Source organism: Spirosoma foliorum, from assembly GCF_014117325.1.
GTDB classification, from domain to species: Bacteria; Bacteroidota; Bacteroidia; order Cytophagales; family Spirosomataceae; genus Spirosoma; species Spirosoma foliorum.
In genome coordinates this window covers 4172713-4195988 of the sequence record NZ_CP059732.1, presented here as the reverse complement: position 1 = coordinate 4195988, position 23276 = coordinate 4172713, and the positions used below count along the sequence as shown (strand labels likewise).

Annotated in this window: 22 protein-coding genes; 5 read left to right on the top strand and 17 right to left on the bottom strand. The window is 45.9% G+C overall.

The annotated features are described in order from the left end of the window. Positions 1 to 51: 51 nt before the first annotated feature. The 7 genes from H3H32_RS17930 to H3H32_RS17900 form a co-directional block, all read right to left on the bottom strand. Positions 52 to 1005, bottom strand: a complete 954-nt coding sequence (locus tag H3H32_RS17930) for a transketolase family protein (protein ID WP_182464029.1) — start codon at positions 1003 to 1005, stop codon at positions 52 to 54. Between the two features lie 5 nt (positions 1006 to 1010). Next, positions 1011 to 1583, bottom strand: a complete 573-nt coding sequence (locus tag H3H32_RS17925; protein ID WP_182464028.1) for a hypothetical protein — start codon at positions 1581 to 1583, stop codon at positions 1011 to 1013. Further along, a complete protein-coding gene (locus H3H32_RS17920; protein WP_182464027.1) occupies positions 1577 to 2551 on the bottom strand; it encodes an AAA family ATPase in 975 nt (324 codons plus the stop codon). The genes H3H32_RS17925 and H3H32_RS17920 overlap by 7 nt, the downstream gene beginning before the upstream one ends. 40 nt (positions 2552 to 2591) lie before the next feature. Continuing rightward, a complete protein-coding gene (locus H3H32_RS17915) occupies positions 2592 to 3449 on the bottom strand; it encodes a transketolase (RefSeq protein ID WP_182464026.1) in 858 nt (285 codons plus the stop codon). A gap of 64 nt (positions 3450 to 3513) precedes the next feature. Further along, a complete protein-coding gene (bcp, locus tag H3H32_RS17910) occupies positions 3514 to 3963 on the bottom strand; it encodes a thioredoxin-dependent thiol peroxidase (RefSeq protein WP_182464025.1) in 450 nt (149 codons plus the stop codon). Between the two features lie 52 nt (positions 3964 to 4015). Beyond that, the gene (locus tag H3H32_RS17905; protein ID WP_182464385.1) at positions 4016 to 5938 is read right to left on the bottom strand and encodes a M23 family metallopeptidase; all 1923 of its coding nucleotides are present in this window, start codon (positions 5936 to 5938) and stop codon (positions 4016 to 4018) included. A gap of 211 nt (positions 5939 to 6149) precedes the next feature. Continuing rightward, positions 6150 to 6761, bottom strand: a complete 612-nt coding sequence (locus H3H32_RS17900; protein WP_182464024.1) for a fumarylacetoacetate hydrolase family protein — start codon at positions 6759 to 6761, stop codon at positions 6150 to 6152. Positions 6762 to 6964: 203 nt separating this feature from the next. Here H3H32_RS17900 and H3H32_RS17895 point away from each other — a divergent pair, with 203 nt between their 5' ends. Continuing rightward, positions 6965 to 7792, top strand: a complete 828-nt coding sequence (locus H3H32_RS17895) for a M48 family metallopeptidase (protein ID WP_182464023.1) — start codon at positions 6965 to 6967, stop codon at positions 7790 to 7792. 126 nt (positions 7793 to 7918) lie between these two features. Here the strand turns inward: H3H32_RS17895 and sucC are convergent, their stop codons facing one another. Then, a complete protein-coding gene (gene sucC, locus H3H32_RS17890) occupies positions 7919 to 9136 on the bottom strand; it encodes an ADP-forming succinate--CoA ligase subunit beta (RefSeq protein ID WP_182464022.1) in 1218 nt (405 codons plus the stop codon). Positions 9137 to 9299: 163 nt separating this feature from the next. Here sucC and H3H32_RS17885 point away from each other — a divergent pair, with 163 nt between their 5' ends. From H3H32_RS17885 to H3H32_RS37540, 3 genes are all read left to right on the top strand, one after another. Then, complete coding sequence (locus tag H3H32_RS17885; RefSeq protein ID WP_182464021.1) at positions 9300 to 9959, top strand: ABC transporter ATP-binding protein; 660 nt, start codon at positions 9300 to 9302, stop codon at positions 9957 to 9959. An 88-nt stretch (positions 9960 to 10047) separates the two neighbouring features. Continuing rightward, positions 10048 to 13419: an RICIN domain-containing protein gene (locus tag H3H32_RS17880; protein WP_240543807.1), complete on the top strand. Its 3372-nt coding sequence runs from the start codon at positions 10048 to 10050 to the stop codon at positions 13417 to 13419. Continuing rightward, positions 13391 to 13783, top strand: a complete 393-nt coding sequence (locus H3H32_RS37540; RefSeq protein WP_240543806.1) for a T9SS type A sorting domain-containing protein — start codon at positions 13391 to 13393, stop codon at positions 13781 to 13783. The genes H3H32_RS17880 and H3H32_RS37540 overlap by 29 nt, the downstream gene beginning before the upstream one ends. A 446-nt stretch (positions 13784 to 14229) precedes the next feature. On the opposite strand, the gene H3H32_RS17875 is transcribed toward H3H32_RS37540, so the two are convergent. From H3H32_RS17875 to H3H32_RS17865, 3 genes are all read right to left on the bottom strand, one after another. Beyond that, positions 14230 to 14652, bottom strand: a complete 423-nt coding sequence (locus H3H32_RS17875) for a DoxX family protein (RefSeq protein WP_182464020.1) — start codon at positions 14650 to 14652, stop codon at positions 14230 to 14232. Between the two features lie 230 nt (positions 14653 to 14882). Further along, positions 14883 to 16520, bottom strand: a complete 1638-nt coding sequence (gene groL, locus H3H32_RS17870) for a chaperonin GroEL (protein ID WP_182464019.1) — start codon at positions 16518 to 16520, stop codon at positions 14883 to 14885. Positions 16521 to 16626: 106 nt separating this feature from the next. After that, positions 16627 to 16923, bottom strand: a complete 297-nt coding sequence (locus H3H32_RS17865; protein WP_012925587.1) for a co-chaperone GroES — start codon at positions 16921 to 16923, stop codon at positions 16627 to 16629. A gap of 255 nt (positions 16924 to 17178) precedes the next feature. Between H3H32_RS17865 and H3H32_RS17860 the strand changes: the two genes are divergently transcribed. After that, positions 17179 to 17886 (top strand): hypothetical protein, encoded by a 708-nt coding sequence (locus H3H32_RS17860; RefSeq protein WP_182464018.1) that lies wholly within the window; start codon positions 17179 to 17181, stop codon positions 17884 to 17886. 71 nt (positions 17887 to 17957) lie between these two features. Here the strand turns inward: H3H32_RS17860 and secG are convergent, their stop codons facing one another. From secG to H3H32_RS17830, 6 genes are all read right to left on the bottom strand, one after another. Next, complete coding sequence (gene secG / locus H3H32_RS17855; protein WP_182464017.1) at positions 17958 to 18362, bottom strand: preprotein translocase subunit SecG; 405 nt, start codon at positions 18360 to 18362, stop codon at positions 17958 to 17960. A 58-nt stretch (positions 18363 to 18420) separates the two neighbouring features. Beyond that, positions 18421 to 19251: a DUF8458 domain-containing protein gene (locus H3H32_RS17850; RefSeq protein WP_182464016.1), complete on the bottom strand. Its 831-nt coding sequence runs from the start codon at positions 19249 to 19251 to the stop codon at positions 18421 to 18423. Between the two features lie 84 nt (positions 19252 to 19335). Beyond that, positions 19336 to 19902 (bottom strand): LPS assembly lipoprotein LptE, encoded by a 567-nt coding sequence (lptE, locus tag H3H32_RS17845; RefSeq protein ID WP_182464015.1) that lies wholly within the window; start codon positions 19900 to 19902, stop codon positions 19336 to 19338. Continuing rightward, a complete protein-coding gene (locus H3H32_RS17840) occupies positions 19892 to 21250 on the bottom strand; it encodes a sigma-54 interaction domain-containing protein (RefSeq protein WP_182464014.1) in 1359 nt (452 codons plus the stop codon). Before H3H32_RS17840 ends, lptE begins: the two co-directional genes overlap by 11 nt. A gap of 84 nt (positions 21251 to 21334) precedes the next feature. Then, positions 21335 to 22816 (bottom strand): tRNA (N6-isopentenyl adenosine(37)-C2)-methylthiotransferase MiaB, encoded by a 1482-nt coding sequence (gene miaB, locus H3H32_RS17835; protein WP_182464013.1) that lies wholly within the window; start codon positions 22814 to 22816, stop codon positions 21335 to 21337. Positions 22817 to 23022: 206 nt separating this feature from the next. Further along, complete coding sequence (locus H3H32_RS17830; protein ID WP_182464012.1) at positions 23023 to 23256, bottom strand: hypothetical protein; 234 nt, start codon at positions 23254 to 23256, stop codon at positions 23023 to 23025. Positions 23257 to 23276: the final 20 nt, after the last annotated feature.

Sequence of the window (23276 nt, the reverse complement as noted above, 5' to 3'; positions counted from 1 at the left end):
AAACTATTTTCGCGCCAGCCAACCGTAGACCGTAAACCGTAAACCAAAAACCTATTTTCTTGCTATTGCTTTTTTCGCCTGCTCAACAATTTTGTCGGCAGTCAGGCCATATTTCTGCATTAACTGGTCGGGTGTACCACTTTCGCCAAAGGTATCGTGAACGCCGATGTATTCCAGTGGGGCAGGGAAATTTTGCGACAGAACCTGTGCAACGCTATCACCTAAACCACCGTTAAGCATGTGTTCTTCTGCCGATACAGCACAGCCGGTTTTCTTCACCGATGCCAGAATGGCCTCTACATCTAACGGCTTAATTGTGTGAATATTGATAATATCGGCGTCAATTCCCTGTTCAGCCAGGATTTCGCCCGCTTTGATGGCTTCCCAAACCAGGTGACCTGTGCAGAAAATCGATACATCTTTACCTTCGTTTACCGTCCATGCCTTGCCAATTTCAAATTTCTGATCGGCGGGTGTAAACACCGGAATCACGGGTCGACCGAAGCGTAGGTAAACTGGACCAACGTGCTCCGCAATAGCAATGGTAGCCGCTTTGGTTTGGTTATAATCGCAGGGATTGATAACGGTCATGTTGGGCAGCATTTTCATCATGCCCAAATCTTCCAGAATCTGGTGAGTTGCCCCATCTTCGCCTAGCGTCAAACCGGCGTGGGAAGCGCAAATCTTCACATTCTTGTTTGAATACGCTACCGACTGACGAATCTGGTCATATACGCGACCCGTAGCGAAGTTGGCGAAGGTCGTTGCAAACGGAATATGGCCACCAATGGTCAAACCCGCCGACACACCAATCATATTAGCTTCGGCAATACCGCACTGAACGAAGCGTTCAGGATATTCTTTAATGAACGTTTCCAGCTTGAGTGAGCCAGCCAGATCGGCTGTCAGAGCGATCACATTAGGATTCGTTCGGCCTAGTTCAGATATACCCGCGCCGAAACCCGACCGCGTGTCTTTTTTCTCTGTGTATTCGTATTTTTTCATGTCTATTAATTCGCCGAAGCGAGGGTTTGCAATTTAGTTAGAAAATAGTGGGCACTAGGGCAATTTGGATGTTGAGCTGCATTTTCGATGGTAAAGCCGTATTTCAACATGCGTCGAGCCAACATTGGTTTTGTTCCGATACCTCGACCAGTTTTTAATTCAAACAAGCGCTTTAAAGTAGCGAATGGATTGTTCTCTGCCTCTGGATTACTAAACTCAAATGCATTATCTGAAAACAGCCTACGTAAAGTAGTTGAATCACTTAGAAACCAAGATTCAATTTGCTTTACAGCAATAATCACAACTTGATTATCTTGTTGAGTTATACGCTGACGTGTTACTGTAATACACTGATCTTGATCGAGGTCAGTTATAATAACAATGACATTGGCTCCATTCCTAAATAGTGTATCCCGAATATCTCCCAGGCGATGAGGCAACAGATTACCACTTCCAGCAACATCGAAAACAGGATTAACACATCTTAAGCCATTTCGATCAAGCCAATCTTGAAAATTGCTTGATTCAATAATTTCTTGTTCCGTTTTACCTTCACAAATAAAACCAACCTTTACCACGCAAGCCCACCTCCGAAAGCATTCATTAGTAAGGCTTCGTCCATCCGCCAATTTTTAAATTCCTCTTTTGAAATCTGCTTAATTCGAGTAGTGCCTTGCTTTTTATCAACGATAACCATTTCTTCTGGCTTTACCCTGGCTATCATTGATTGCGAATGAGTATTCAACCAGATATGATGCCCACGCTCCTCACACATGATTCGGAAGAAATCAACTAATTCCCGTGCAACTTGTGGATGTAGGCCATTTTCAGGCTCTTCAATACACAGGAATTGAGGCTTATCGTCGCTTTGATAGACAGCAGTGAGTAGAGCCAGAATATTATATGTACCGTCAGAAATTAAGTCCTTGGTAAAATAATTTGGAGCAAACTCCTCAAACCAATGTAACTCATCTCGATCGTCGATTTCAACGGCTTTGAACTCTGGAACGAATAGTTCAAGCCACTCGAAGATTTCATTTTTTAAAGTATTATCGGACAAAATTCGCTTCAATACTTTTTCAAGATTACTCGCAGATAATGATAGGCGTTTATTATCATTACGCTCCAACCTATTTTTATTGCCGACAAAAATTCGGGAGAAATTAAGAAACTGCTGAAACTCTTGATCTTTGTAAGAAATTCTTCCTGTGTTTTCTTCAATAGTAAGAGCGCTATCTTCTTCAGACTTAAAATTGTAAGTCGTTGTCTCTATAGAATTATCACGTTCAATAAGGAATTTTTCTAGTTCATAAGAGAGTCTAAATTCTGCAGTAGTGTTTTGCTTTCTCCTTATACTATCCAACCCGCCAAATAAACTGCTAGCGTCTTTATATTGAGATACTAGATCGAAAAACTCCAAAGCCTCGAAAATATTCGACTTGCCCGACCCGTTAGGGCCGACAAAGACCGTAAACGGATTCGGCTCAATAAGCTCGATCCGCTCAATGGACTTGAAATTTTCTATGACCAGGCGTTTGATTTTCATAATATACGTAGAGACAAGGCATGCCTTGTCTCTACAAATTTTAATAATCCGTTACACCTACTGATAATGGCAACCCGTTCAAGGCTTGCGTTAATTGCTCAGCATTAGGAGCCGTACCGTGCCATTTGTAGTTGCCCACCATGTATTCAACGCCGAAGCCCATTTCGGTGTGCATCAGAATCATCGTTGGAACATCGGGGTCTTCCTGTGATTTCTTAAGCGTATGAATCACATCGGCAATGTCATTACCTTCCATCTCTTCAACGTACCAGCCGAAGGCGCGGTATTTGGCAGCCAGGTCGCGGTTGCTGTTTACGTTGTCGGTCGTACCGTCAATTTGTGCGTGGTTGAGGTCAATGATGGCGGTCAGGTTGCCAAGTTTTTTATTGGGTGCAAACTGAGCTGCTTCCCAAATTTGGCCTTCCTGTTGCTCACCGTCTCCCATTAGCACATATACATGGCTTTTATCGCCGTTGAGTTTTTTGGAATAAGCGGCACCACTTGCTACCGATAAACCCTGTCCCAATGAACCCGACGCGATGCGGATACCCGGCAGGTGTTCAGCCGTGGTAGGGTGCCCTTGTAGCCGACTGTCTAACTTGCGGAAGGTGGCTAATTCAGAAACCGGGAAATAACCTGCCCGCGCAAGCACCGAATAAAACACTGGCGAAATGTGCCCATTCGAGAGGAAGAAGATATCTTCATCCCGGCCGTCCATGTCAAAAATAGGATTACCATCCGCATCTTTTTTTCGGTTCATTACCTCGAAATAGAGGGCGACCAAAAAATCGGTGCAGCCTAATGATCCGCCGGGGTGACCCGAATTAACAGCGGCAACCATGCGAAGAATATCGCGCCGAACGGCCGTAGCCGTGCTTTTGAGTTGTTCGATTTCCATAAAGTAGCGCGGACTTCCAGTCCGCTGTAGCAATTGGTAGATAAAGGCGGACTTCCAGTCCGCGTTACATTAAAATTTGTTGGGCGTGATTTTGGGTATCTACTTTTCCAATGATATCGGTAATGATACCGTTCTCATCGATCAGGAACGTGGTCCGAACGATACCCATAAACTTTTTACCATACATGGACTTCTCTTTCCATACATCGTAGGCTTCTACGAGTTGGTTGTCGGTATCCGCAACGAGTGTAAAGGGTAGATCGAATTTGTTGATAAACTTCTGGTGTGATTTCTGATCATCCACACTAACCCCTAAGACCTCGTAGCCTGCTGCCTGTAAAGCGCTGTAATTATCGCGCAGGCTACAAGCCTGGGCTGTACAGCCCGGTGTATTGTCTTTGGGATAGAAATAGAGTACCACTTTCTTGCCCCGATAATCAGACAACTTAATAGGCTGACCAGTTTGGTCAGCGCTCGTAAAGTCGGGAGCTGGATCGCCGATGGATAGGCTCATGTAGTTGTTGGTTTAATAAACCTATAGGGTTTTAAAAACCTTATAGGTTTGCTTATCGTCTTCTCTTTTTCCCTTTTGGGGTTGCTTTTCGGTGTACAGGTGCTCTGGGTACGTCAATAGTCGTACTGTCAGAACCAATATTACCCGACCGATCTTTTACTTGTACTAACACTTCGGCACCAGCCTCAAACGGTTCGTCTGGGTCTAACTTATCTGACCAGAGCAATGCTCGCTTGTAGTCATATTGCATCAGCACCCACTCACCATTCACCAATGCTCTAAACTCGGCAATACCTGACAAATCATCCCGAATACGCGCTGTAATGCCTTTCGGCGTTGCGGATAGAATCTCAACTCTGGGCGGATTGATGTCCGTCATTAATTGAAATCGCCCCAGCGAACGGGTTTTGAATTCAATTCGCCCTTTAGTCCAGGTACCCCCCAGAAAACTTTCGTTACCACCACTAGTCCAATACATTTTGGTTCGAGCTGTATCAATGGCAATCGGGTAATTGGGTGTGTACTGAATCGTCAAGTAATCGTTGAGTGGAATTGTAGACTGGTTAATTTCTAAGCCTCCTCCTGGTATCGACCGCATGGCTAAATGCAATGTATCGAACAGAGTTCTCGGACTAAATTCCAACCGGGCGCTTCCATCGACAACCACTTCATTTCGGCCGGGTATGATACGCTTCTTGAAATTTGTTCGTACAACCCCCCGACCAAACTGAACAGAATCAGGTAAAGTCTGGCGCAAATCTATAAGATAAACGGCTTGGTTGTTACGGACATAGCTAACAGGCTGCTCCGTTACAGTGCGACCTGAGATCAATTTAGCAACCGGTGGATTTGACGCTGTTATATTTTTGACGGTTAGCTTCAGTACATTTTCGTCGGTAGTAATGGTAGCAGTTGGGTCACCACTTAGTGACTCTCCTCTGAAATTGGCTGGAGGAATCGTTAATGAATCTGCCCGAGCTGAACTGGTAGATGCAACTTCTGGCTGAATCGTAAAGGTTAATTGTGTTGAGTGATCAGACGCATCGTAGAGTGTCAACGTAACCTCATGCGGCTGGCCATCCAGTAAAGGTAATCGGCCGCGATAGGCTGCGTTGCTTTGTAGTTTATACAGATTCAGAATGTTGCCATCGGCAATGTAGCCTCGGTGATAACGTTGCCCACTGGTTTGTTCAACTTCATAGTTTTCGTGGACGTTCATGAACCGCGTTTGCTCATTCGGGAAGCTGTTCATGTTGTAGGCAAACACTTCGCGACCATCGAGCCTAATTTCCAGACAGCTAATGCCATTTCGGTAAGGCGAGCCGCTGGTTTTGTCGTAGGCCAATACTTCCATGCCAATCAGCCCCGACGCTGTAATGGGCTGTACAATCGTAAACGTACCATCGGAGCGCCGAACAGGTGCATAACTGACACGCTGGTATTCGCCGTTAATGCGCGAAGTGGCTGTCATGGTTTTCAGGGCAACACGCTCAAAATAGGGCGGCACATTGTCCTGGATCTCGGAGAAATTATAGAGCAGCGGGTTAATCAGATTGTCTTTGTTATCCCGAATCTCGAAGTGCAGGTGTGGCCCGCCAGATCCCCCAGTATTGCCTGATGCCGCAACAACATCACCTTTTTTTACCGGAAATTGGCCCGGTTGAGGCCGTAGATCAATCTCAAACGTTTTTTTCTGATACTGTTGCTCTCGAAGGTAGACGCCCAGGGTATCTTTTAACGCTTTGAGGTGGCCATAAACGGTTGTGAGGCCATTGGGATGTTTGATAAAGATGACATTACCGTAACCACCTGTGAAAACCGCAATTCGGGAAACATACCCATCGGCAGCTGCATGAACGTCAAGTCCTTCGCGCCCGCCGGTACGTATGTCTAAACCAGCATGAAAGTGATTGGGTCGCAAATCGCCCATACCACCCGATAACGAATTCGCAGCCCCAGGTTGAATTGGAAACATAAAATAACCATCGACAAGCGTACCCGGCTGAATATAGCCTGTTTGTGGTTGTCCTGATTCGGTGGTTGAGACTGGTTTAGTCGATTGTCCAACCGCCAGTTCTGTACAGGTGAAAACTGTAATAAACGTATAAAAAAGAAAACGTATCAATAGCAAGGTTGTAAATGGTTTTTGCCCGACCGAACTATGCTTTTGGTCGGGCAAAATGGAATTACTTCACGTCAAACGTCAACATGGGTTTATCCTCAATATAAGCCGTAAGCCGGTCGCCGATTTGCACAGGTCCAACGCCCTTTGGGGTACCCGTGAAGATAATATCGCCCTGTTGCAGCAAGAAATACCGCGACACGAACGAAATCAGGTAATCGATTTTGAACATCATCAGATTGGTGTTGCCCGTTTGCCGGATTTCACCATTGATGTCGAGGTGGAAGTTTAAATTTTGTAGATCCGGGAAATCGGTCTTGGGTACAAAACCCGAAATAGGGGCAGAGCCATTGAAGCCTTTCGCCAACTCCCAGGGTAATCCTTTCGCCTTTAGCTTACTCTGTAAATCTCGGGCTGTGAAATCAATACCAACACCAATTTCGTCGTAATATTTATAGGCAAACTTTTCATCGATATTTTTGCCCACCCGATTTATCTTGACCAGAATCTCAACTTCGTGATGGACATCGCTGGAAAAATCTGGGTAGAAAAATGGTTCGTTTTTGAGAGGAATAGCCGTTTCGGGTTTCATGAAGATAACCGGATCTTCGGGCTGCTCGTTGTTGAGTTCTTTAACATGGTCGGCGTAATTTCGACCAACGCAGATGATTTTCATAGAGAGTAACGCGGACATCCTGTCCGCTCTTATCAGGTAAAAAGCGGACAGGATGTCCGCGTTACTAAACTTTTTAGATTGCTACAAATCTAAGGACTAAAGAGGGGCTGACCGCATTGGGCTGGAAAAATTTGAACAATTCTGGTACCTTACGCGTCATATAACGTCAGAACACCATCTACCAATTAATAAAACCACCAAAGATGAGAACAACCTTAATTATCATGTTGTCGCTGGCTTTCGCCATTACTGCCTGCGAGAAAGTGCCCCTTACGGGACGCCGACAATTAATTTTAGTGCCTAATAATGATATGCTTTCGATGAGTTTCACTCAATACAAAGCATTTTTAGATACCAGCAAAGTAATCAATACCAGCAATAGCGATGCTGAGATGGTTAACCGGGTTGGTAACCGTATTCGTCAGGCTGTAGAAAGTTACATGAATAGCAATGGGTACGCTAAGCGTTTGGAAGGCTTCAAATGGGAATACCACCTGGTGCAAAGTAATCAGGTAAATGCCTGGTGTATGCCAGGTGGAAAAATTGTGGTGTACTCCGGCATTTTGCCCTACACGCAGAATGAAGCAGGTTTAGCGACTGTACTAGGACACGAAGTTTCGCACGCCATTGCCGAACACGGGAACGAACGGATGAGTGAAGGATTGGTAGCCAATGGACTGTTACAAGCTGGTCAGGTAGCAACGGGTATTGCAACATCGGCACGAAGTCCGCAAACTCAGGCTTTGTTTCAGCAGGCGTTTGGTGTTGTAGGGCCACTCGCTTATCAATACGGTGTTGGCCTTCCACATAGCCGCGGTCAGGAATCCGAAGCCGACCATCTGGGGCTTATTTTTATGTCGATGGCGGGTTATGATCCGAGAGAAGCCATTACGTTCTGGACCCGGATGGCAAAAGCAAGTGGTGGAAAAGCACCTGCTGAATTCTTGTCAGATCACCCATCTGATGAACGCCGAATTGCTGATTTGCAAAAATTATTACCTGAAGCGCAGAAATATTACGCACGTCGTTAAGTAGAAACGTATAGACATAAAAAAGCCGGGACTCTGATCCCGGCTTTTTTATGTCTGGGCCAAGTTCTGGCTTGGCCTATTCTTAATTACTTCAATGGCCAAGCCAGAGCTTGGCCCAGACATAAGTTATAAAGCAGCTACAACCTGACGTACTTTTTCGGCAGCTTCTTTCAACTCAACCGCCGACTGTACTTTCAGGCCCGAATCATCAATGATTTTCGCGCCTTCGGCTGCATTTGTTCCTTGCAGGCGAACAATGATCGGAACCGGAATATCGCCAATGGCTTTGTAAGCCTCCACAACGCCAGTAGCAACACGGTCGCAACGAACGATACCACCGAAGATGTTAATCAGAATAGCTTTTACGTTCGGATCTTTCAGTATGATACGGAAACCAGCTTCTACCGTTTTCGCATTGGCACCACCCCCAACATCGAGGAAGTTAGCAGGCTCACCACCCGATAGTTTGATGATGTCCATCGTGGCCATAGCCAGACCGGCACCGTTTACCATACAACCCACGTTACCGTCGAGTTTTACGTAATTCAGGTCGCTGGCAGATGCTTCTACTTCGAGAGGATCTTCTTCGGCCAGATCGCGCATCGATTTCAGGTCAGGATGACGATACAGAGCATTGTCATCTAAATTAACCTTCGCATCAACGGCCAGAATTTTATTGTCCGACGTTTTCAGAACTGGGTTAATTTCGAACATCGACGCATCGGTGTCAACATACGCTTTGTACAGCGATGTAACGAATTTCACCATTTCCTTGAAGGCATCGCCTTCCAGTCCAAGACCGAAAGCCACCTTGCGGGCCTGGAAAGGCTGCAAGCCAACGGCTGGGTCGATCCATTCCTTCACGATTTTTTCGGGCGAATGCTCTGCTACTTCTTCAATGTCCATACCACCTTCGGTACTGGCCATAATTACGTTGCAGGCTTTGCTACGATCGAGCAGGATGCCGATGTACATTTCTTTGGGCGAAGACGCTCCTGGGTAGTACACATCCTCAGCGATGAGAACTTTATTAACCCGTTTTCCTTCTGGGCCTGTCTGATGGGTAACCAGTACATTGCCAATGAGGTTTTTAGCAATGTCGCGTACAGCATCGACCGATTTGGCTAAGGCTACTCCGCGTTGCTCCGAACCCACAATCTGACCCTTTCCCCGTCCACCAGCATGGATTTGGGATTTAACCACAACAAACTTCTGGCCCGACTGAGCGATAATCTGTTTAGCGGCTTCAACGGCTTTTTCGGGTGACTCAGCAACAATGCCCTCTTGAATGCGGACACCGTACTTTTTGAGAATTTCTTTACCCTGATACTCGTGTATATTCATGACAACTGCAACAAGGAGGATTGGAAATCGTATTTTTGTGCGGCAAGTTAACAGGAAATGATGAATGATGAATGATGAATGATGAACGTAATCGACTAAAATGGATTACGAAACCTTCTTTTCTCCGACATCATTTATCATTTTTCATTCATCTTTAATGTACATGTCGCTTCTTCAAACAATTGATATACGCCGGAACTACGGTAAGTTACCTGTTCTGAAAGGAATTAATCTGAGCATAGAACCGGGTGAGGTTGTCTCAATTGTAGGCGCATCGGGTGCCGGGAAAACTACACTGCTCCAAATTCTGGGTACACTTGATCGGCCCGACTCCGGCGAACTCCAGATTGCCGGGCAAAATGTTTTTGGACTGAATGATCGTCAACTGGCTCAGTTCCGTAACGAACGTATCGGATTTGTTTTTCAGTTCAACAACTTGTTGCCTGAGTTTACAGCCCTTGAAAATGTATGTCTGCCTGGATTTATCGTGGGTAAGGACGAGCGAACTGTTCGGCAACGAGCTACCGAATTATTGGAGCTGCTTGGCCTACGTGACCGGGTATCTCACTTGCCGTCTCAACTATCAGGCGGTGAACAACAACGAGTTGCTGTAGCCCGGGCATTGATTAATCAACCAGCGATTGTTTTCGCTGATGAACCTAGCGGTAACCTTGATTCGCACAATGCTCAGGAGCTGCATCAACTTTTCTTCAAACTTCGTGATGAGTTCGGTCAGACACTTGTCATTGTGACGCATAATGAACAACTGGCCGATCTTGCCGACCGCAAGCTGATTATTCGGGATGGAATGATGTTTAGCTGATTCTCTTAAGAATATTCTCTCGTGTGCATACCCCGTTTTTCGGGGTAGTGGAAGTCTATTGCCCTAACCCTGTTTTTTAATAAAGCTTATGAAGAAATCCTCTACGAACTATTCAGCCAAACGATTTACGTTGCTCATGGCTGGCCTACTTACGCTGCTGAGCGTACGCACATTGGCTCAATCGCTGCCAACAGGTTTTAACAACAGTTTAGTCCAGAATGGTTATACGACACCGATGGGCACGGTCTTCTCGGCCGATGGAAAGCAGCTCTTTGTGTGGGATAAAGCGGGTCGTGTTTGGGTATCTACCTGGAATGGTACTCAATACACAAAACAGACGATGCCTGTTTTAGACATTAGCGAAGAGGTAGGCAACTGGCGCGATTTTGGTTTGGCGAGCCTATGCCTCGATCCAAACTTTGCCACGAATGGTCTGATTTACCTTTACTACATGGTCGACCGCCATCATCTACTTTACTTTGGTACAGCCTCGTATAGTGCCACGAAAGATGAGTATTACAATGCCACAATAAGCCGGGTAACGCGTTATAAAGTTACCGCAACGAACAACGTACTATCGACCGACCAGAGTAGCCGCAAAGTGTTACTTGGCGAAACTAAGTCAACTGGGGTGCCATTGACGCATGAATCACATGCGGGTGGCACCATTCTGTTCGGTGCCGATGGTACATTATTGGTATCGACGGGGGATAATGCCAGTTACAGCTCTACTGATAAAGGCAGCGCCAGCGAGACTTACTGGCAAACAGCCATTAACGATGGCATTCTACGGACGAATGAGAATGTAGGCGCTTTTCGTGCGCAGATGATTACGTCGCTTTGTGGGAAAATCCTTCGGCTGGACCCCAATACCGGCGATGGCCTGAGCAGCAATCCATTTTATAACGCAACTAGCCCACGTTCGGCGGCTTCAAGGGTGTGGGCCCTTGGTTTTCGTAATCCCTATCGGATGGGTATTCAACCCGGAACGGGCACTACGAATCCAGCCAGTGGAAACCCTGGCATCCTGCTCGTTGGTGATGTTGGCATGAATACCTGGGAGGATATGCACCTGATTCGGCAGGGGGGCGAGAATGCGGGCTGGCCTATTTTTGAAGGCATTCTGGAAAATAGTTCGTATTACGCAGCCGCTCAAACGCTCGAAAATAAGGATGAGCCGAATCCATCCAATACGTGCAATAAGCCTTACCTAACCTTTGCCAATCTGCTCAAACAGGCTGCTAGTTCAACCACTACGGTGACGAATCCTTGTAGCGGGCAGGCTTTACCTGGCTTGCAACGGCGCTATGTGCACAGTGTGCCTGCTTTAGACTGGAATCATAATGCTAATATAGCCCGTGCCCCGAAACTGACAGCCACTAGTACAACCACTGCTTTGGTGGGCGCGGCTGGCTCTTCGGTAACGGGCACGCCTTTTAAAGGCAACTGCTCAACCGGAGGAGCTTACTACGCAGGCACCAATTTTCCCACAGCTTACCGTAACCTGTACTACTTTGCCGACTATGGCGCTAACTGGATCAAAGCGGCAACCTTAGGTAGTAATGGGACTATTACCGACGTGAAGGAGTTCATTCCGGCCGGTGGAACCAATGGCGTGGTAGATCTGGAATATAACCCGTTGGATGGCGGACTTTACTATACCAATATCAATAACGGAGAGATACGAAAAGTTAGTTATGGGACTAACCAGCCGCCAGTAGCTGTGCTATCGGCTGATAAAACAAAAGGAGCGAGTCCGTTAACGGTACAATTTAAGGGCGATGGCTCCAGCGACCCCGACGGCGATGCACTTACCTATGCCTGGGATTTTGGTGATGGGACAAAAGCTACAACGGCCAATCCGAGTCATGTATTTTCGGGAACAGGGACGCAGGGGTTTACAGTGCAACTAACCGTAACCGACACAAAGGGTTTAACGGCAAGTCAACAGATCATTATTTCGCTAAACAATACAGCTCCGACGGTTAAGATTACTAACCCTGTCAACGGGAGTTTGTACCCACTCGACCGGGAAAGCGTATATCAACTGAAAGCCACTGTCACCGATGAGGCCGTCAGTAGTTTAGCGTATAGCTGGCAAGTGACGCTACGGCATAATAACCACCAACATGTGGAACCAGCCATAGCTGGTATATCGCCCAGCGTGAATATTTCGCCTGTAGGATGCGATGGCAATACCTATTATTACATGATTACGGTGCAGGTTACCGATAATGGCGGATTGACAGCTATGGATTCCGTTAAGGTTTACCCGGATTGTGCGTCGTTGAATCTGGCTGTGCAAAATTTGAAGGCGGTTTTATCCGGTACAACCATCACTAGTCTGACCTGGAATTACCCAACAGCTCCTTTCGATGAAGTGCTGGTTGCTGTTCGGGCGGGTAGTAGTTTTTTAGATCGGCCGTCAGGTACCAGTTATACGGCTAGTGCTGATTTTCAAGGAAACGGATCGGTTATAGAAGGAGGGAAAGTCGTTTATCGCGGCCTAGCGACCGCAATGACAGTTACGAATTTAAATCCGCAAACGACGTATTATTTTCGGGTTTACACACGGGCGGGTAATGCATGGTCTGGTGGCGTAGAGGTTAGTTTAACAACCGGTACGGTGTCAACACCGGGCCAGTTTGATCCTGCTTTGTGTTATAAGATCACGAATCGGATTAGTAATAAGGTGTTAGGTGTAGAAGATGCCTTAACGACCGATGACGCTTCAGTTAAGCAGCGCACCTTTGTCGATATGCCCTGGCAAAAATGGAAGTTTCAGTCACTAGGCTCGAATACGTATCAACTCACAGCAACTCATAGTGGGAAAGTGCTTGCCGTACAGGGTGCTTCAACGCAGGGGTGGGCGAGTGTTGTACAGACTACGAACACAAATGCTGCCAGCCAAAAGTGGGTTATTCAGACAGATGGTGATGGTTATTCGACGCTGAAAGCTGTGCATTCCAATATGCTGTTGGATATGGCGAATCAGGACGAAGGAAGTCAGATCATTCAATATTCGGCTAGTGGATCGTATGTTCAGTACTGGAAAATTGAAACCACCGGCTGTTCAAGTACCACCACATCTACACCCCCCGTGTCGGCTACGACCTGTTATAAAGTTACGAACCGGATGAGTGGGAAGGTATTAGGCGTAGAAGGTGCGTTAACATCTGACGGAGCCTCCGTTAAACAACAGACCTATAGCAATCAGCCCTGGCAAAAATGGGAACTTCGACCAACAGGCGCAACGAATACCTATCAGCTTGCCGCGATTCACAGTGGAAAAGTGCTTGCCGTACAAGGTGCGTCAACGCAGGGTTGGGCAAGCGTTGTCCAATCGACGAATACCAGCGCCAGTAATCAGAAATGGGTTATTCAAACGGGGGGGAGATGGCTACTCGACACTGAAAGCTGTTCATTCGAATATGTTGCTGGATATTGCGAATCAGGATGAAGGAAGTCAGGTTATTCAGTATACCGCGAGCGGATCGTATGTCCAGTACTGGAAAATTGAAACAGTAGGTTGTACAACAACGAGCGGAGGACGTCTTGGTGCTGAGTACGAACCTGTCGTGAACGTTTATCCCAACCCGGCACAAACCTACGTGAATCTGGACTTGCCCCGTATGGACAATTCGCCTGTTCAAATCGACTTGCTTAACACTACCGGACAATCGGTGCGATCAGAAACGCTTAAAGTGGACGGTAGTACAACACATCGTTTATCTGTTGCAGATTTGCCAAATGGGCTCTATTTAATCCGAATACAGTCCGGAAGTCTGTGGAATTTTACTCATCGGCTACTCATTGCTCGATAAGTTGGACTGAGCGTTTGAGGACCTCTATTTTTAGCCAGCTTATGACCCGACCGTCGAATAGGCTAATAAAAATACTTGGTTATTAATACTTAATTTATTTTTATAATGCATTGATATTGAGATTGTTATGTATGTGAGAAAAATTTTTTTTGATCAGAGGATAATTTTTTGATAAATTTGTTTTATAATTGTGTCGAAAAGAAAAGTTTTTCATAACGTTGAGTAAATCAGAAAGCCAAGAGAGTATCTCGCTTGGCTTTTTTGTTTGCCTATATGTTGCCTAATTGCACAATAATAGATACTATTTGAATCGTATAGTAACAAGATTAAGCCGATTTAACTAACTCTCGGTGTTCTCAAAGCCCAGTATAAGATTAGTTTATCTGGTTACAATTACCTCTCCCGTCAGGCATCTTTTCCTATCTAAATCGGGCTATATATCTACATCATTTTTTAGGATACGTTCGTTCAGCAAGAGCATCTATACTCCATTTGCCAGGGCCGATGAAAAAGAAAACTGCAGCAAGCAAGGCAAATAGGAAAGGATGCTGATCTTCGTACCAAAATTTTCCGTGGCCGACAAAAAAGGTAATGTACAGCATCGTACCAATAATAAGCAGGCAGGCCAATCGGGTGAATAAACCAGCACTAAGGAAAACGCCTGCAGCAAACTCAGAGCCTTTGCCAAGATAAACCATGAAAGAGGGCGATGCTGATTCTTTAAAAACGTCCCACACGGCATAGTCTTTCATCTTACTAGCATCAAACACTTCCCAGCCGTGATAAGCGAGGAATAAACCCACAATAATACGTATGGCTGTCAGGCCACTGTCCTGTAAAATGCTTTCGGTAGAGAAGAGTTTTTTCATAGAAGTAAAGCTGGTTATTAGAAAGTGAGTTATATCGGAACATCTCAATATCTCCTGCCAAAACTACAAGAAGTAATGTCGTAAATTTCAGTGTGGACTTATAGGCAATCAATAGTAATAAGCTGAAAACTAAAAACGCTCCTAATCGTGAGATCAGGAGCGTTTTTAGTTTTCAGGAAAATCTTTTTAATCAAGAAAATCCTGCCGGGCCGCCGAAGCGGTTCAGACGACTACATCATACCGCCCATGCCACCGCCTGGGTGACCATGACCGCCACCGGCTGGAGCTTCTTCTGGCTCGTCGGCAATAACACATTCGGTCGTTAGCAACAGGCCAGCGATCGATGCTGCGTTTTCCAGAGCCAGACGTGTTACTTTCTTCGGATCGATAACACCCGCTGCGAACAGATCTTCGAAGGTGTCATTTTTAGCGTTGTAGCCAAATCCACCCTGACCATCTTTCACTTTGTTCACGATAACCGAACCTTCGCCACCGGCGTTAGCTACAATCGTACGCAGAGGTGATTCGAGAGCAACACGGATGATGTTAACACCTGTTTTCTCGTCTTCGTTGATTGTTGTGATACCGTCAAGCGAAGAGATAGCCCGGATCAGAGCGATACCACCACCCGTTACGATACCTTCTTCAACAGCGGCACGAGTTGCGTGCAGAGCATCGTCAACACGGTCTTTCTTTTCTTTCATTTCTACTTCGGTAGCAGCACCGATGTAGAGGATAGCCACACCACCTGACAATTTGGCCAGACGTTCCTGCAATTTCTCGCGATCGTAATCCGACGTGGTGTTTTCGATTTGGGCTTTGATTTGGTTTACGCGGCCCGTGATATCGTCTTTATGACCAACACCATTCACAACAGTTGTGTTGTCTTTGTCGATCAGGATTTTTTCTGCTTGACCTAAGTAATCGATCGTAGCGTTTTCCAGTTTGAAACCACGCTCTTCGCTGATAACCTGGCCACCCGTCAGGATAGCGATGTCTTCCAGCATAGCTTTCCGGCGATCACCAAAGCCTGGAGCTTTAACAGCAGCTACTTTCAGGGCACCACGGATTTTGTTAACAACCAGCGTAGCTAGAGCTTCGCCGTCAACATCTTCAGCGATGATCAACAGAGGACGGCCAGTTTGAGCAACTTGCTCCAGAACAGGCAGCAACTCTTTCATCGACGACACTTTTTTCTCCGAAATCAGGATGAACGGACGCTCCAGTTCAACTTCCATTTTCTCGGTGTTCGTCACGAAGTAAGGAGACAGGTAACCGCGGTCGAACTGCATACCTTCAACGGTTTTAACTTCCGTTTCGGTACCACGAGCTTCTTCAACCGTGATAACACCTTCTTTACCTACTTTCTTCATAGCTTCGGCAATCATTTTGCCGATTTCCTCGTCGTGGTTAGCCGAGATCGTAGCAACCTGTTCGATTTTACCGAAGTCATCGCCAATGGTTTGCGCCTGCTCAGAAAGGTTCTTAACAACAGCCAGAACCGCTTTCTCAATACCACGCTTCAAATCCATTGGGTTTGCACCAGCCGCAACGTTTTTCGCGCCAATCGAGTAGATCGCCTGTGCCAGAACCGTTGCAGTGGTTGTACCATCACCAGCCGAATCAGCTGTTTTCGATGCTACTTCTTTAACTAACTGAGCGCCCATGTTTTCCATGGCGTCTTTCAGTTCAATTTCTTTTGCTACCGTTACACCATCTTTGGTGATCGTTGGTGAGCCGAATTTTTTGTCAAGAATAACGTTACGACCTTTAGGTCCGAGCGTAACTTTTACCGCGTCGGCGAGGGTATCAACACCCTTCTTAATGCGCTCACGGGCTTCAGTATCAAAAAATATTTTCTTAGCCATGATAAATTAATGATGAATTATAAATGATGAATTATGAATGACAATGCAATGATGACGGCCCTCCGAGAACCAATTCATCATTTATCATTAATCATTCATCATTGAATTAAAGGATTGCGAAAATGTCTGATTCACGCATGATGAGGTACTCTTTGCCATCAACGGTGATTTCTGTACCAGCATATTTGCCATACAGTACCGTGTCTCCCACCTGAACCGTCAGCGGCTCATCTTTCTTACCTGCGCCAACGGCAACGACTGTACCACGCTGGGGTTTTTCTTTCGCCGTGTCTGGAATGATAATTCCAAACGAGGTTTTTTCTTCAGCCGGTGCGGCTTCTACCAGCACCCGGTCGGCCAGCGGTTTCACGTTCACTTTAACGCTTTCCGTTTCTGCTACCATGATAATGAGTTGATTAAGGTTATTAACTGTTTGTGTACCGTATTATACTTACACGACGTTCTCGACCCGCCAATTACTGTGCCAATGCGCTAAACTGCCAATTTTTCAGGTTTTTGCCTGACATACTGCCATTCGCTACATTGGCTAAACTTCCTTTGGCAGAGACGATACTCCTGGCGAATAGAATTTGGTTTTTTGATAACAAATGCTTAGATTAACCAAATCATACACCCACAAAGTCACTTTTTTTGGTTTATGAAAAAATTACAACCTGACTGGTTTACGCAAAATTGGCTTGATGCCGAATATCAGAAATATGTCGTGATGGCATACTTACAGGCTGTTCAGCAGAACTTTACGGAATACAAACTCTGCCCTGATTTACCCGAACTACGTAGTCACTACGATGCTGGTATTCGTTTTTCGAGGGGCAAAGGTACGTTAAATGCTGCTTTCCCCAAGCGAGTTAGTCGAGTTAGTGGACCTCCACCCCGAATCGAATATAAATCTGAGGTAACGGACCCGGACTTTATGACCGAGGTGGATGCGATTATGGAATTTGCTTTGCCTCGTTTTCAGGCTACACTGACCGAAGGCCACCAACGCTGGGCAGATATTGCTCAATCGCTGACGCTTGCGCCCGTAGGTTTATTGCCATTAAGGCCGGAGGAAGGCTACTTGCTTATTCATGCGACTAATCAAGCCGAAACGCAGGTCTATTATTTCTCCATGACATTTTATTCAGAACAGGAGCCAGGAGGACGATTGGTGCAGTTTCGGTTTATTGAAGCTGTGCAGAAAAGCTTAGTGAACACTGTTGAAAATATTAAACTCGATCTGATTCGCCGACATCGATACCTGCCTAATCCGGCGACGTATATGCTGGAAAGTAAGCGGAATTATCCTGTTCAGGAAACACTATTACCTATTGCCCGGCAACTATTGGCACAGGCTGTTGCCTGAGTTTAGGTACAGGTCCATAAAAAATGCCACGTCTTTTCAGGCGTGGCATTTTTTATGAGGTAAGAATGTGCTTACTTCTGTGGTGTCAGAGCCGAGGTTGATGCGCCTGGAGTCTGAGCACCTGGAACTGCCTGACTTGGTGCTGCGCCATTGGCTGCACTAGGAGCAGGTGTTGGAGCTGCTGCGCCCGGAAGCGTTTGGGTTTGTGCCCGATCTACGTTAGCACTGTTGATACCACCTACCTGATTACGGTCGACCATGATATAAGAGGCCATCGACAGCACCATCATAGCGATACCAAGTCCCCAGGTGATTTGTTCTAATAGATCGGTGGTTTTCTTTACTCCCATAAGTTGGTTAGAACCTAAGCCGCCAAATTCGCCAGATAGGCCTCCGCCTTTTGAGTTCTGGATTAATACGATAAGAATTAACAGAACTGTGATAATACAAATGATGACAATAGTTGCCGTAATCATGAAAAAAAGGTGCTAAATTTTTAGTTAATGCGTTTACAGGTTTAGAGAAATATGAAACTTAGTCCTCTGCCGAATTCTTAGTATTCTCTAACTCGCTGATTTTTGCCGCAAAGTACGCGTTTTTTTCGGGATTTTTTAGCATAAGTTGCTTGTACATTTCACGAGCCTTATCTAGCTTACCTTGCTTTACAAGAATTTTGGCGAAACTTTCTGTTATCAAACCACCACCACTTGGCTTAGCCCGTTTCGTTAAATCTTCCTGCTCTAGCGGTGCGTCAAGTTTAGTTCGCACGGGCGAAATACGAGGCTCATTCTTAATAAAGCTGTCGATTAGCTCAAATTGACGTTGACGTTCAAGGTCGGCTGGGGAAAGTTCGGGCTGAAGAATCACTGGCTCAACTATTTGCGTGAGTTCGTGCTGGAGATTTGTTTCAGCTAATGTTGGATCTTCTGGAGTAGGGGTCGTTGCTTCTTGTTCGCCCATGCCAGGAACTGGCAAGCGAAGGAGCGATAAATTGGGAAATGCGTTACTCAAACCTGCTTTTGACTTAAAAAGGGCGTAGCTCTCTTGTTGATAATCTTCTGGAATAGGGACGTGTTTAGCTGATAATTCATTCAGTTTCGTCAGTAAATTATCTGACCACTGAAACTCATTTTCAATCAGCTTGCGGAGCGAATTACGACTGAGCGCATGAGCCGCTGCCTGACGCACAAATGATATAGCCTGACTTCGGTTGTGCAATGAAGCAGCCTTAGCGGTTAGTGTATGCAGTGATTGACAGTATGGATAGGCAGATAGACTCTCCTGCAACTGAGTGAAGTCGGTAGTTGTTAAGTCGTCGGGATGGGTGACCCAGTACGAGAATGTTTCTTTATCGAGGGCAAGCACGGAGGGAATTGCGATTTACGAATTACGATTTACGAAAGTAGGTGTTTCAATTGTAATTCGTAAACTGTAATTCGTAAATCTTTTTTACCAGTCGGCGGCAGTTTTATTGAAAATATCAAGAACGATCTGGTCCAGAATTTTTGGCACTAAGCGACTTTCATTCTGGCTAAGAGTTTGCCCCTGTGGGAAATCCTGATAGAACGAAAACGACTGTTCGAAGTTCTTACTCTCGTCTTTATTGTTATAAAAACGGGCCAAAACAGTGATTTGTAATCGGTTAACACCCGCCTGATCTTGTGCTGTTGGAGCCACTGCCAACAGGTCGTAGCCTGTAATATTACCCTCCAGCACCATATCGCCGTTGCTTGGAACTACTTTTAGGTTCGTGTAGCGTTGGTAATATTCCTTTAGTTTCTCATTAAACGTCAGCGGTAGGTTGGCTGGCCCCCCAGCTGTTGCCAATACAAAATTATTTACCGTTACGGTTTTTATATTGGGATTAAGCGTTGTTCCCGTGAAAGAATACACTCCGCAGGACTGAATGATGAATGATGAATTAAGAATGATGAATAACAAAAAGAGTCGCTTGATCTTATTGGCGGCCTGGATCATTCTTAATTCATCATTCATCATTGAAAATCTATTCTTCATCAATCTCATACTGTTTAATTTTTCGGTATAACGTCCGCTCTGAGATACCAAGTGCTTGGGCTGCGTATTTACGCTTATTGTTGTTGCGTCGGAGCGCTTTCAGGATCATTTCTTTTTCCTGCCGTTCGAGCGAGAGCGAATCGTCTTCTTCCGTTTCATGAGTTACATCTTCTACTTCGGTTACTTCGTTGACATCACCATCTACATTATCAAAAATCTGAACGGGGGGATGGGTACCGTAGGTTTCTGAAGGCGGTGGCGTCTCCGCGCGGATTGAGCCATTCGTAGCAGGCAAAAAGCGAGTAACGCTTACATCCGTCGATGGACGCAAATCGACATCGGGCGAGATCGAATCGAATAAATCTTTGTGATTATGCAGAATCTGCCGACCATCCTGTTCATTGCCGAGTACATCGCGAACGAGTTTTTTTAGATCGTTCACATCCCGACGCATATCGAACAGAACTTTATAGAGCAGTTCCCGTTCCGAAAAATTCTCACCGTTGGTACCGGGAGCTTGCGGAAATAAGGCTAGTGTTCGGTTCGGTTGTTGAGAAAGAGGCAGGTATTTGGCCAGTGTTTCCCCATCAATTGGCTTGTTCTGTTCCGACTCAAGGATGGATATTTGTTCTGCAATATTTTTCAATTGCCGAATATTACCCGGAAATGGGTAGGCCATGAGCGTTTGCTTGGCGCTCTCGGTTAATTGTAACGGGTTGATGCGATAGCGTTCGGCAAAATCGGTCGTGAACTTCCGAAACAGAAGTTCGATATCGGCACCGCGTTCGCGGAGGGGCGGCACAAAAATGGGAACGGTGTTCAGACGATAGTATAAATCTTCCCGGAACTTTCCTTTTTCAACCGCATCCATCAGGTTGACATTAGTCGCAGCAACAACCCGAACATCGGTTTTCTGCGTCTTCGATGACCCAACCCGAATAAACTCTCCATTTTCGAGTACACGTAGCAACCGGGCCTGTGTACCGAGCGGCATTTCGCCAATTTCATCTAAGAAAATAGTTCCTCCGTTGGTCGTCTCAAAATACCCTTTTCGGGAATCAACAGCACCAGTAAATGAGCCTTTTTCGTGACCAAACAACTCCGAGTCAATTGTACCTTCAGGAATAGCTCCGCAGTTGATGGCAATAAACTGGCCGTGTTTACGGGCACTCAGGCTATGGATTATCTTCGAAAAAGACTCTTTACCACTACCGCTTTCACCCGTAATGAGTACAGTCAGATCGGTAGCAGCCACCTGCATCGCTACGTTGATAGCGTAGTTGAGAGCTGGTGCATTACCAATTATACCGAAGCGCTGTTTAATGCTTTGAATTTCCTGTTGATTCATCTTTTTAATGAATAATGAATAATGTAGAATGAATAATGTGTAGGAAATTGCGGCTTTAGGCCATTATACATTATCCATTCTACATTATTCATTAACTACTTCACCCCTCAGCGTTGCTGAGGTACATTCGGTGACAAGCACATTTACATACTGGCCTTTTGTATGATTCCCTTTCGGAAAAACGACCATTTTGTTCTGATCATTTCGGCCACACAGGAAGTCTTCAGAGCGTTTAGACGTTCCTTCGATCAGGACGCGTTGAACCTGACCGATATGACGTTGATTCCGTTCCGAAGAGTGCGCTAATTGCCGGGCGATGATCTCATTCAGCCGCCGTTTTTTTACGTCTTCGGGAATGTCATCCGCATATTTTTTAGCGGCTAGCGTACCAGGACGTTCCGAATAGGCAAACATGTAAGCATAGTCATAGCGGACATAATCCATAAGCGACAGCGATTCCTGGTGTTCCTCTTCGGTTTCGGTGCAGAAACCCGAAATCATATCGGTCGAGATGCCGCAGTCTTCGCCCAGAATTTCCCGGATTCGATCAATTTTGCCGATATACCAGGGGCGGTCGTACGTTCGGTTCATTAATTTCAATACCCGACTGTTGCCGCTTTGGGCCGGTAAGTGGATATAGTTACAGATGTTTTCGTACTGTGCCATGGTATGTAGCACATCATCCGTAATATCTTTTGGGTGTGAAGTCGAAAACCGTACGCGTAGGTCGTGATGAATCAGCGCCACCATTTCGAGGAGATTCGCGAAGGTGGTAATAGGCTCGGTGCTCGGAGCATGGGAATGAGCCTCTACTGCATTTTCTGTTTCTTGTACTGTACCCTCGGTTCCCTTCCATTTATAACTATCCACGTTCTGCCCCAGCAAGGTCACTTCGCGATAGCCCCGATCGAAAAGATCCTGTGCTTCACGAACGATGCTGTAGGGATCGCGGCTGCGTTCGCGACCACGAGTGAACGGCACCACGCAGAAACTGCACATATTATCGCAGCCACGCATGATCGAAACGAAGGCCGTAACCCCGTTCGAATTCAGGCGAATAGGCGAAATATCGGCGTAAGTTTCTTCACGCGACAAAAACACGTTTACGGCTTTCTGGCCCGATTCAGCTTCTTCAACTAGTTTGGGAATGTCGCGGTACGCATCTGGACCAGCCACAATGTCAACTACTTTTTCTTCTTCCAGTAGCTTGACTTTCAGTCGCTCAGCCATACAGCCAAGCATGCCTACCAGCAGCTCAGGCTTCTGACGTTTAAGGCCGGTGAGGTGTTTGAGCCGATGCCGAACTTTCTGTTCAGCGTTATCACGAATTGCACAGGTATTTAAAAAAATAACGTCGGCATCTTCGGCCGTTGAAGTAGTCGCAAAACCTGCATTCCGCATAACGGCTGCTACAATTTCGCTATCTGCGAAATTCATCTGGCAGCCATAACTTTCAATATAGAGCCGTTTTTTACCTACTGCCAACTCGTCTTCCGAGGTGCGTGGCAGATCAATCTGTTCCTTATCAGCCGGTTGTAGTATGGTAAGTTCGGGAATGAGCGTCATAATAGTTGATAGTCAATAGTCAATAGCCGACAGTCGGCAGTAGGAGTTGGCTAGCGACTACCTACTGACGACTATCGACCGCTCCGGCGGCCCGGTGTTTTTACAAAATTACGAAGAAAGCCCCGATTATGCTGTCATTTTGGCAGGATATGCCGTTAATTTCTCTTAAAGATTAGCTAGATGCAGCAGTAAAAACAAAGAGATCGTTAAGCAAACAAGGCTGGAACCATCGTTATTTGGCCGGTATAAGCCCAGCAGGCTGTGGCATTACCAACATAATCATTGATTTGAAGCCGATCTGTGACGATCACTCCAAAAGTTCCATTCCAGCGGCCAATAGGGCTATCGGGAGGAAGTGTAGGAGGCCTGGATTCTGAGATGCCATAGTGCACAAGCTGCTCATCCTTAGGTGCATTGTCTTTAAAATACGTAGCAATCATGAGTTTATTTATGGGTATAT

What these genes read in the sequence shown, in the direction of transcription:
- groL (WP_182464019.1), bottom strand. Translation starts at nt 16,520, where the DNA reads ATGGCTAAGAAAATATTTTTTGATACTGAAGCCCGTGAGCGCATTAAG.
- H3H32_RS17920 (WP_182464027.1), bottom strand. Translation starts at nt 2,551, where the DNA reads ATGAAAATCAAACGCCTGGTCATAGAAAATTTCAAGTCCATTGAGCGG.
- bcp (WP_182464025.1), bottom strand. Translation starts at nt 3,963, where the DNA reads ATGAGCCTATCCATCGGCGATCCAGCTCCCGACTTTACGAGCGCTGAC.
- H3H32_RS17840 (WP_182464014.1), bottom strand. Translation starts at nt 21,250, where the DNA reads ATGAATCAACAGGAAATTCAAAGCATTAAACAGCGCTTCGGTATAATT.
- sucC (WP_182464022.1), bottom strand. Translation starts at nt 9,136, where the DNA reads ATGAATATACACGAGTATCAGGGTAAAGAAATTCTCAAAAAGTACGGT.
- miaB (WP_182464013.1), bottom strand. Translation starts at nt 22,816, where the DNA reads ATGACGCTCATTCCCGAACTTACCATACTACAACCGGCTGATAAGGAA.
- H3H32_RS17905 (WP_182464385.1), bottom strand. Translation starts at nt 5,938, where the DNA reads ATGTTTCCAATTCAACCTGGGGCTGCGAATTCGTTATCGGGTGGTATG.
- H3H32_RS17915 (WP_182464026.1), bottom strand. Translation starts at nt 3,449, where the DNA reads ATGGAAATCGAACAACTCAAAAGCACGGCTACGGCCGTTCGGCGCGAT.
- secG (WP_182464017.1), bottom strand. Translation starts at nt 18,362, where the DNA reads ATGATTACGGCAACTATTGTCATCATTTGTATTATCACAGTTCTGTTA.
- lptE (WP_182464015.1), bottom strand. Translation starts at nt 19,902, where the DNA reads ATGAAGAATAGATTTTCAATGATGAATGATGAATTAAGAATGATCCAG.
- H3H32_RS17895 (WP_182464023.1), top strand. Translation starts at nt 6,965, where the DNA reads ATGAGAACAACCTTAATTATCATGTTGTCGCTGGCTTTCGCCATTACT.
- H3H32_RS17830 (WP_182464012.1), bottom strand. Translation starts at nt 23,256, where the DNA reads ATGATTGCTACGTATTTTAAAGACAATGCACCTAAGGATGAGCAGCTT.
- H3H32_RS17885 (WP_182464021.1), top strand. Translation starts at nt 9,300, where the DNA reads ATGTCGCTTCTTCAAACAATTGATATACGCCGGAACTACGGTAAGTTA.
- H3H32_RS17880 (WP_240543807.1), top strand. Translation starts at nt 10,048, where the DNA reads ATGAAGAAATCCTCTACGAACTATTCAGCCAAACGATTTACGTTGCTC.
- H3H32_RS17930 (WP_182464029.1), bottom strand. Translation starts at nt 1,005, where the DNA reads ATGAAAAAATACGAATACACAGAGAAAAAAGACACGCGGTCGGGTTTC.
- H3H32_RS17860 (WP_182464018.1), top strand. Translation starts at nt 17,179, where the DNA reads ATGAAAAAATTACAACCTGACTGGTTTACGCAAAATTGGCTTGATGCC.
- H3H32_RS17900 (WP_182464024.1), bottom strand. Translation starts at nt 6,761, where the DNA reads ATGAAAATCATCTGCGTTGGTCGAAATTACGCCGACCATGTTAAAGAA.
- H3H32_RS37540 (WP_240543806.1), top strand. Translation starts at nt 13,391, where the DNA reads ATGTTGCTGGATATTGCGAATCAGGATGAAGGAAGTCAGGTTATTCAG.
- H3H32_RS17875 (WP_182464020.1), bottom strand. Translation starts at nt 14,652, where the DNA reads ATGAAAAAACTCTTCTCTACCGAAAGCATTTTACAGGACAGTGGCCTG.
- H3H32_RS17865 (WP_012925587.1), bottom strand. Translation starts at nt 16,923, where the DNA reads ATGGTAGCAGAAACGGAAAGCGTTAAAGTGAACGTGAAACCGCTGGCC.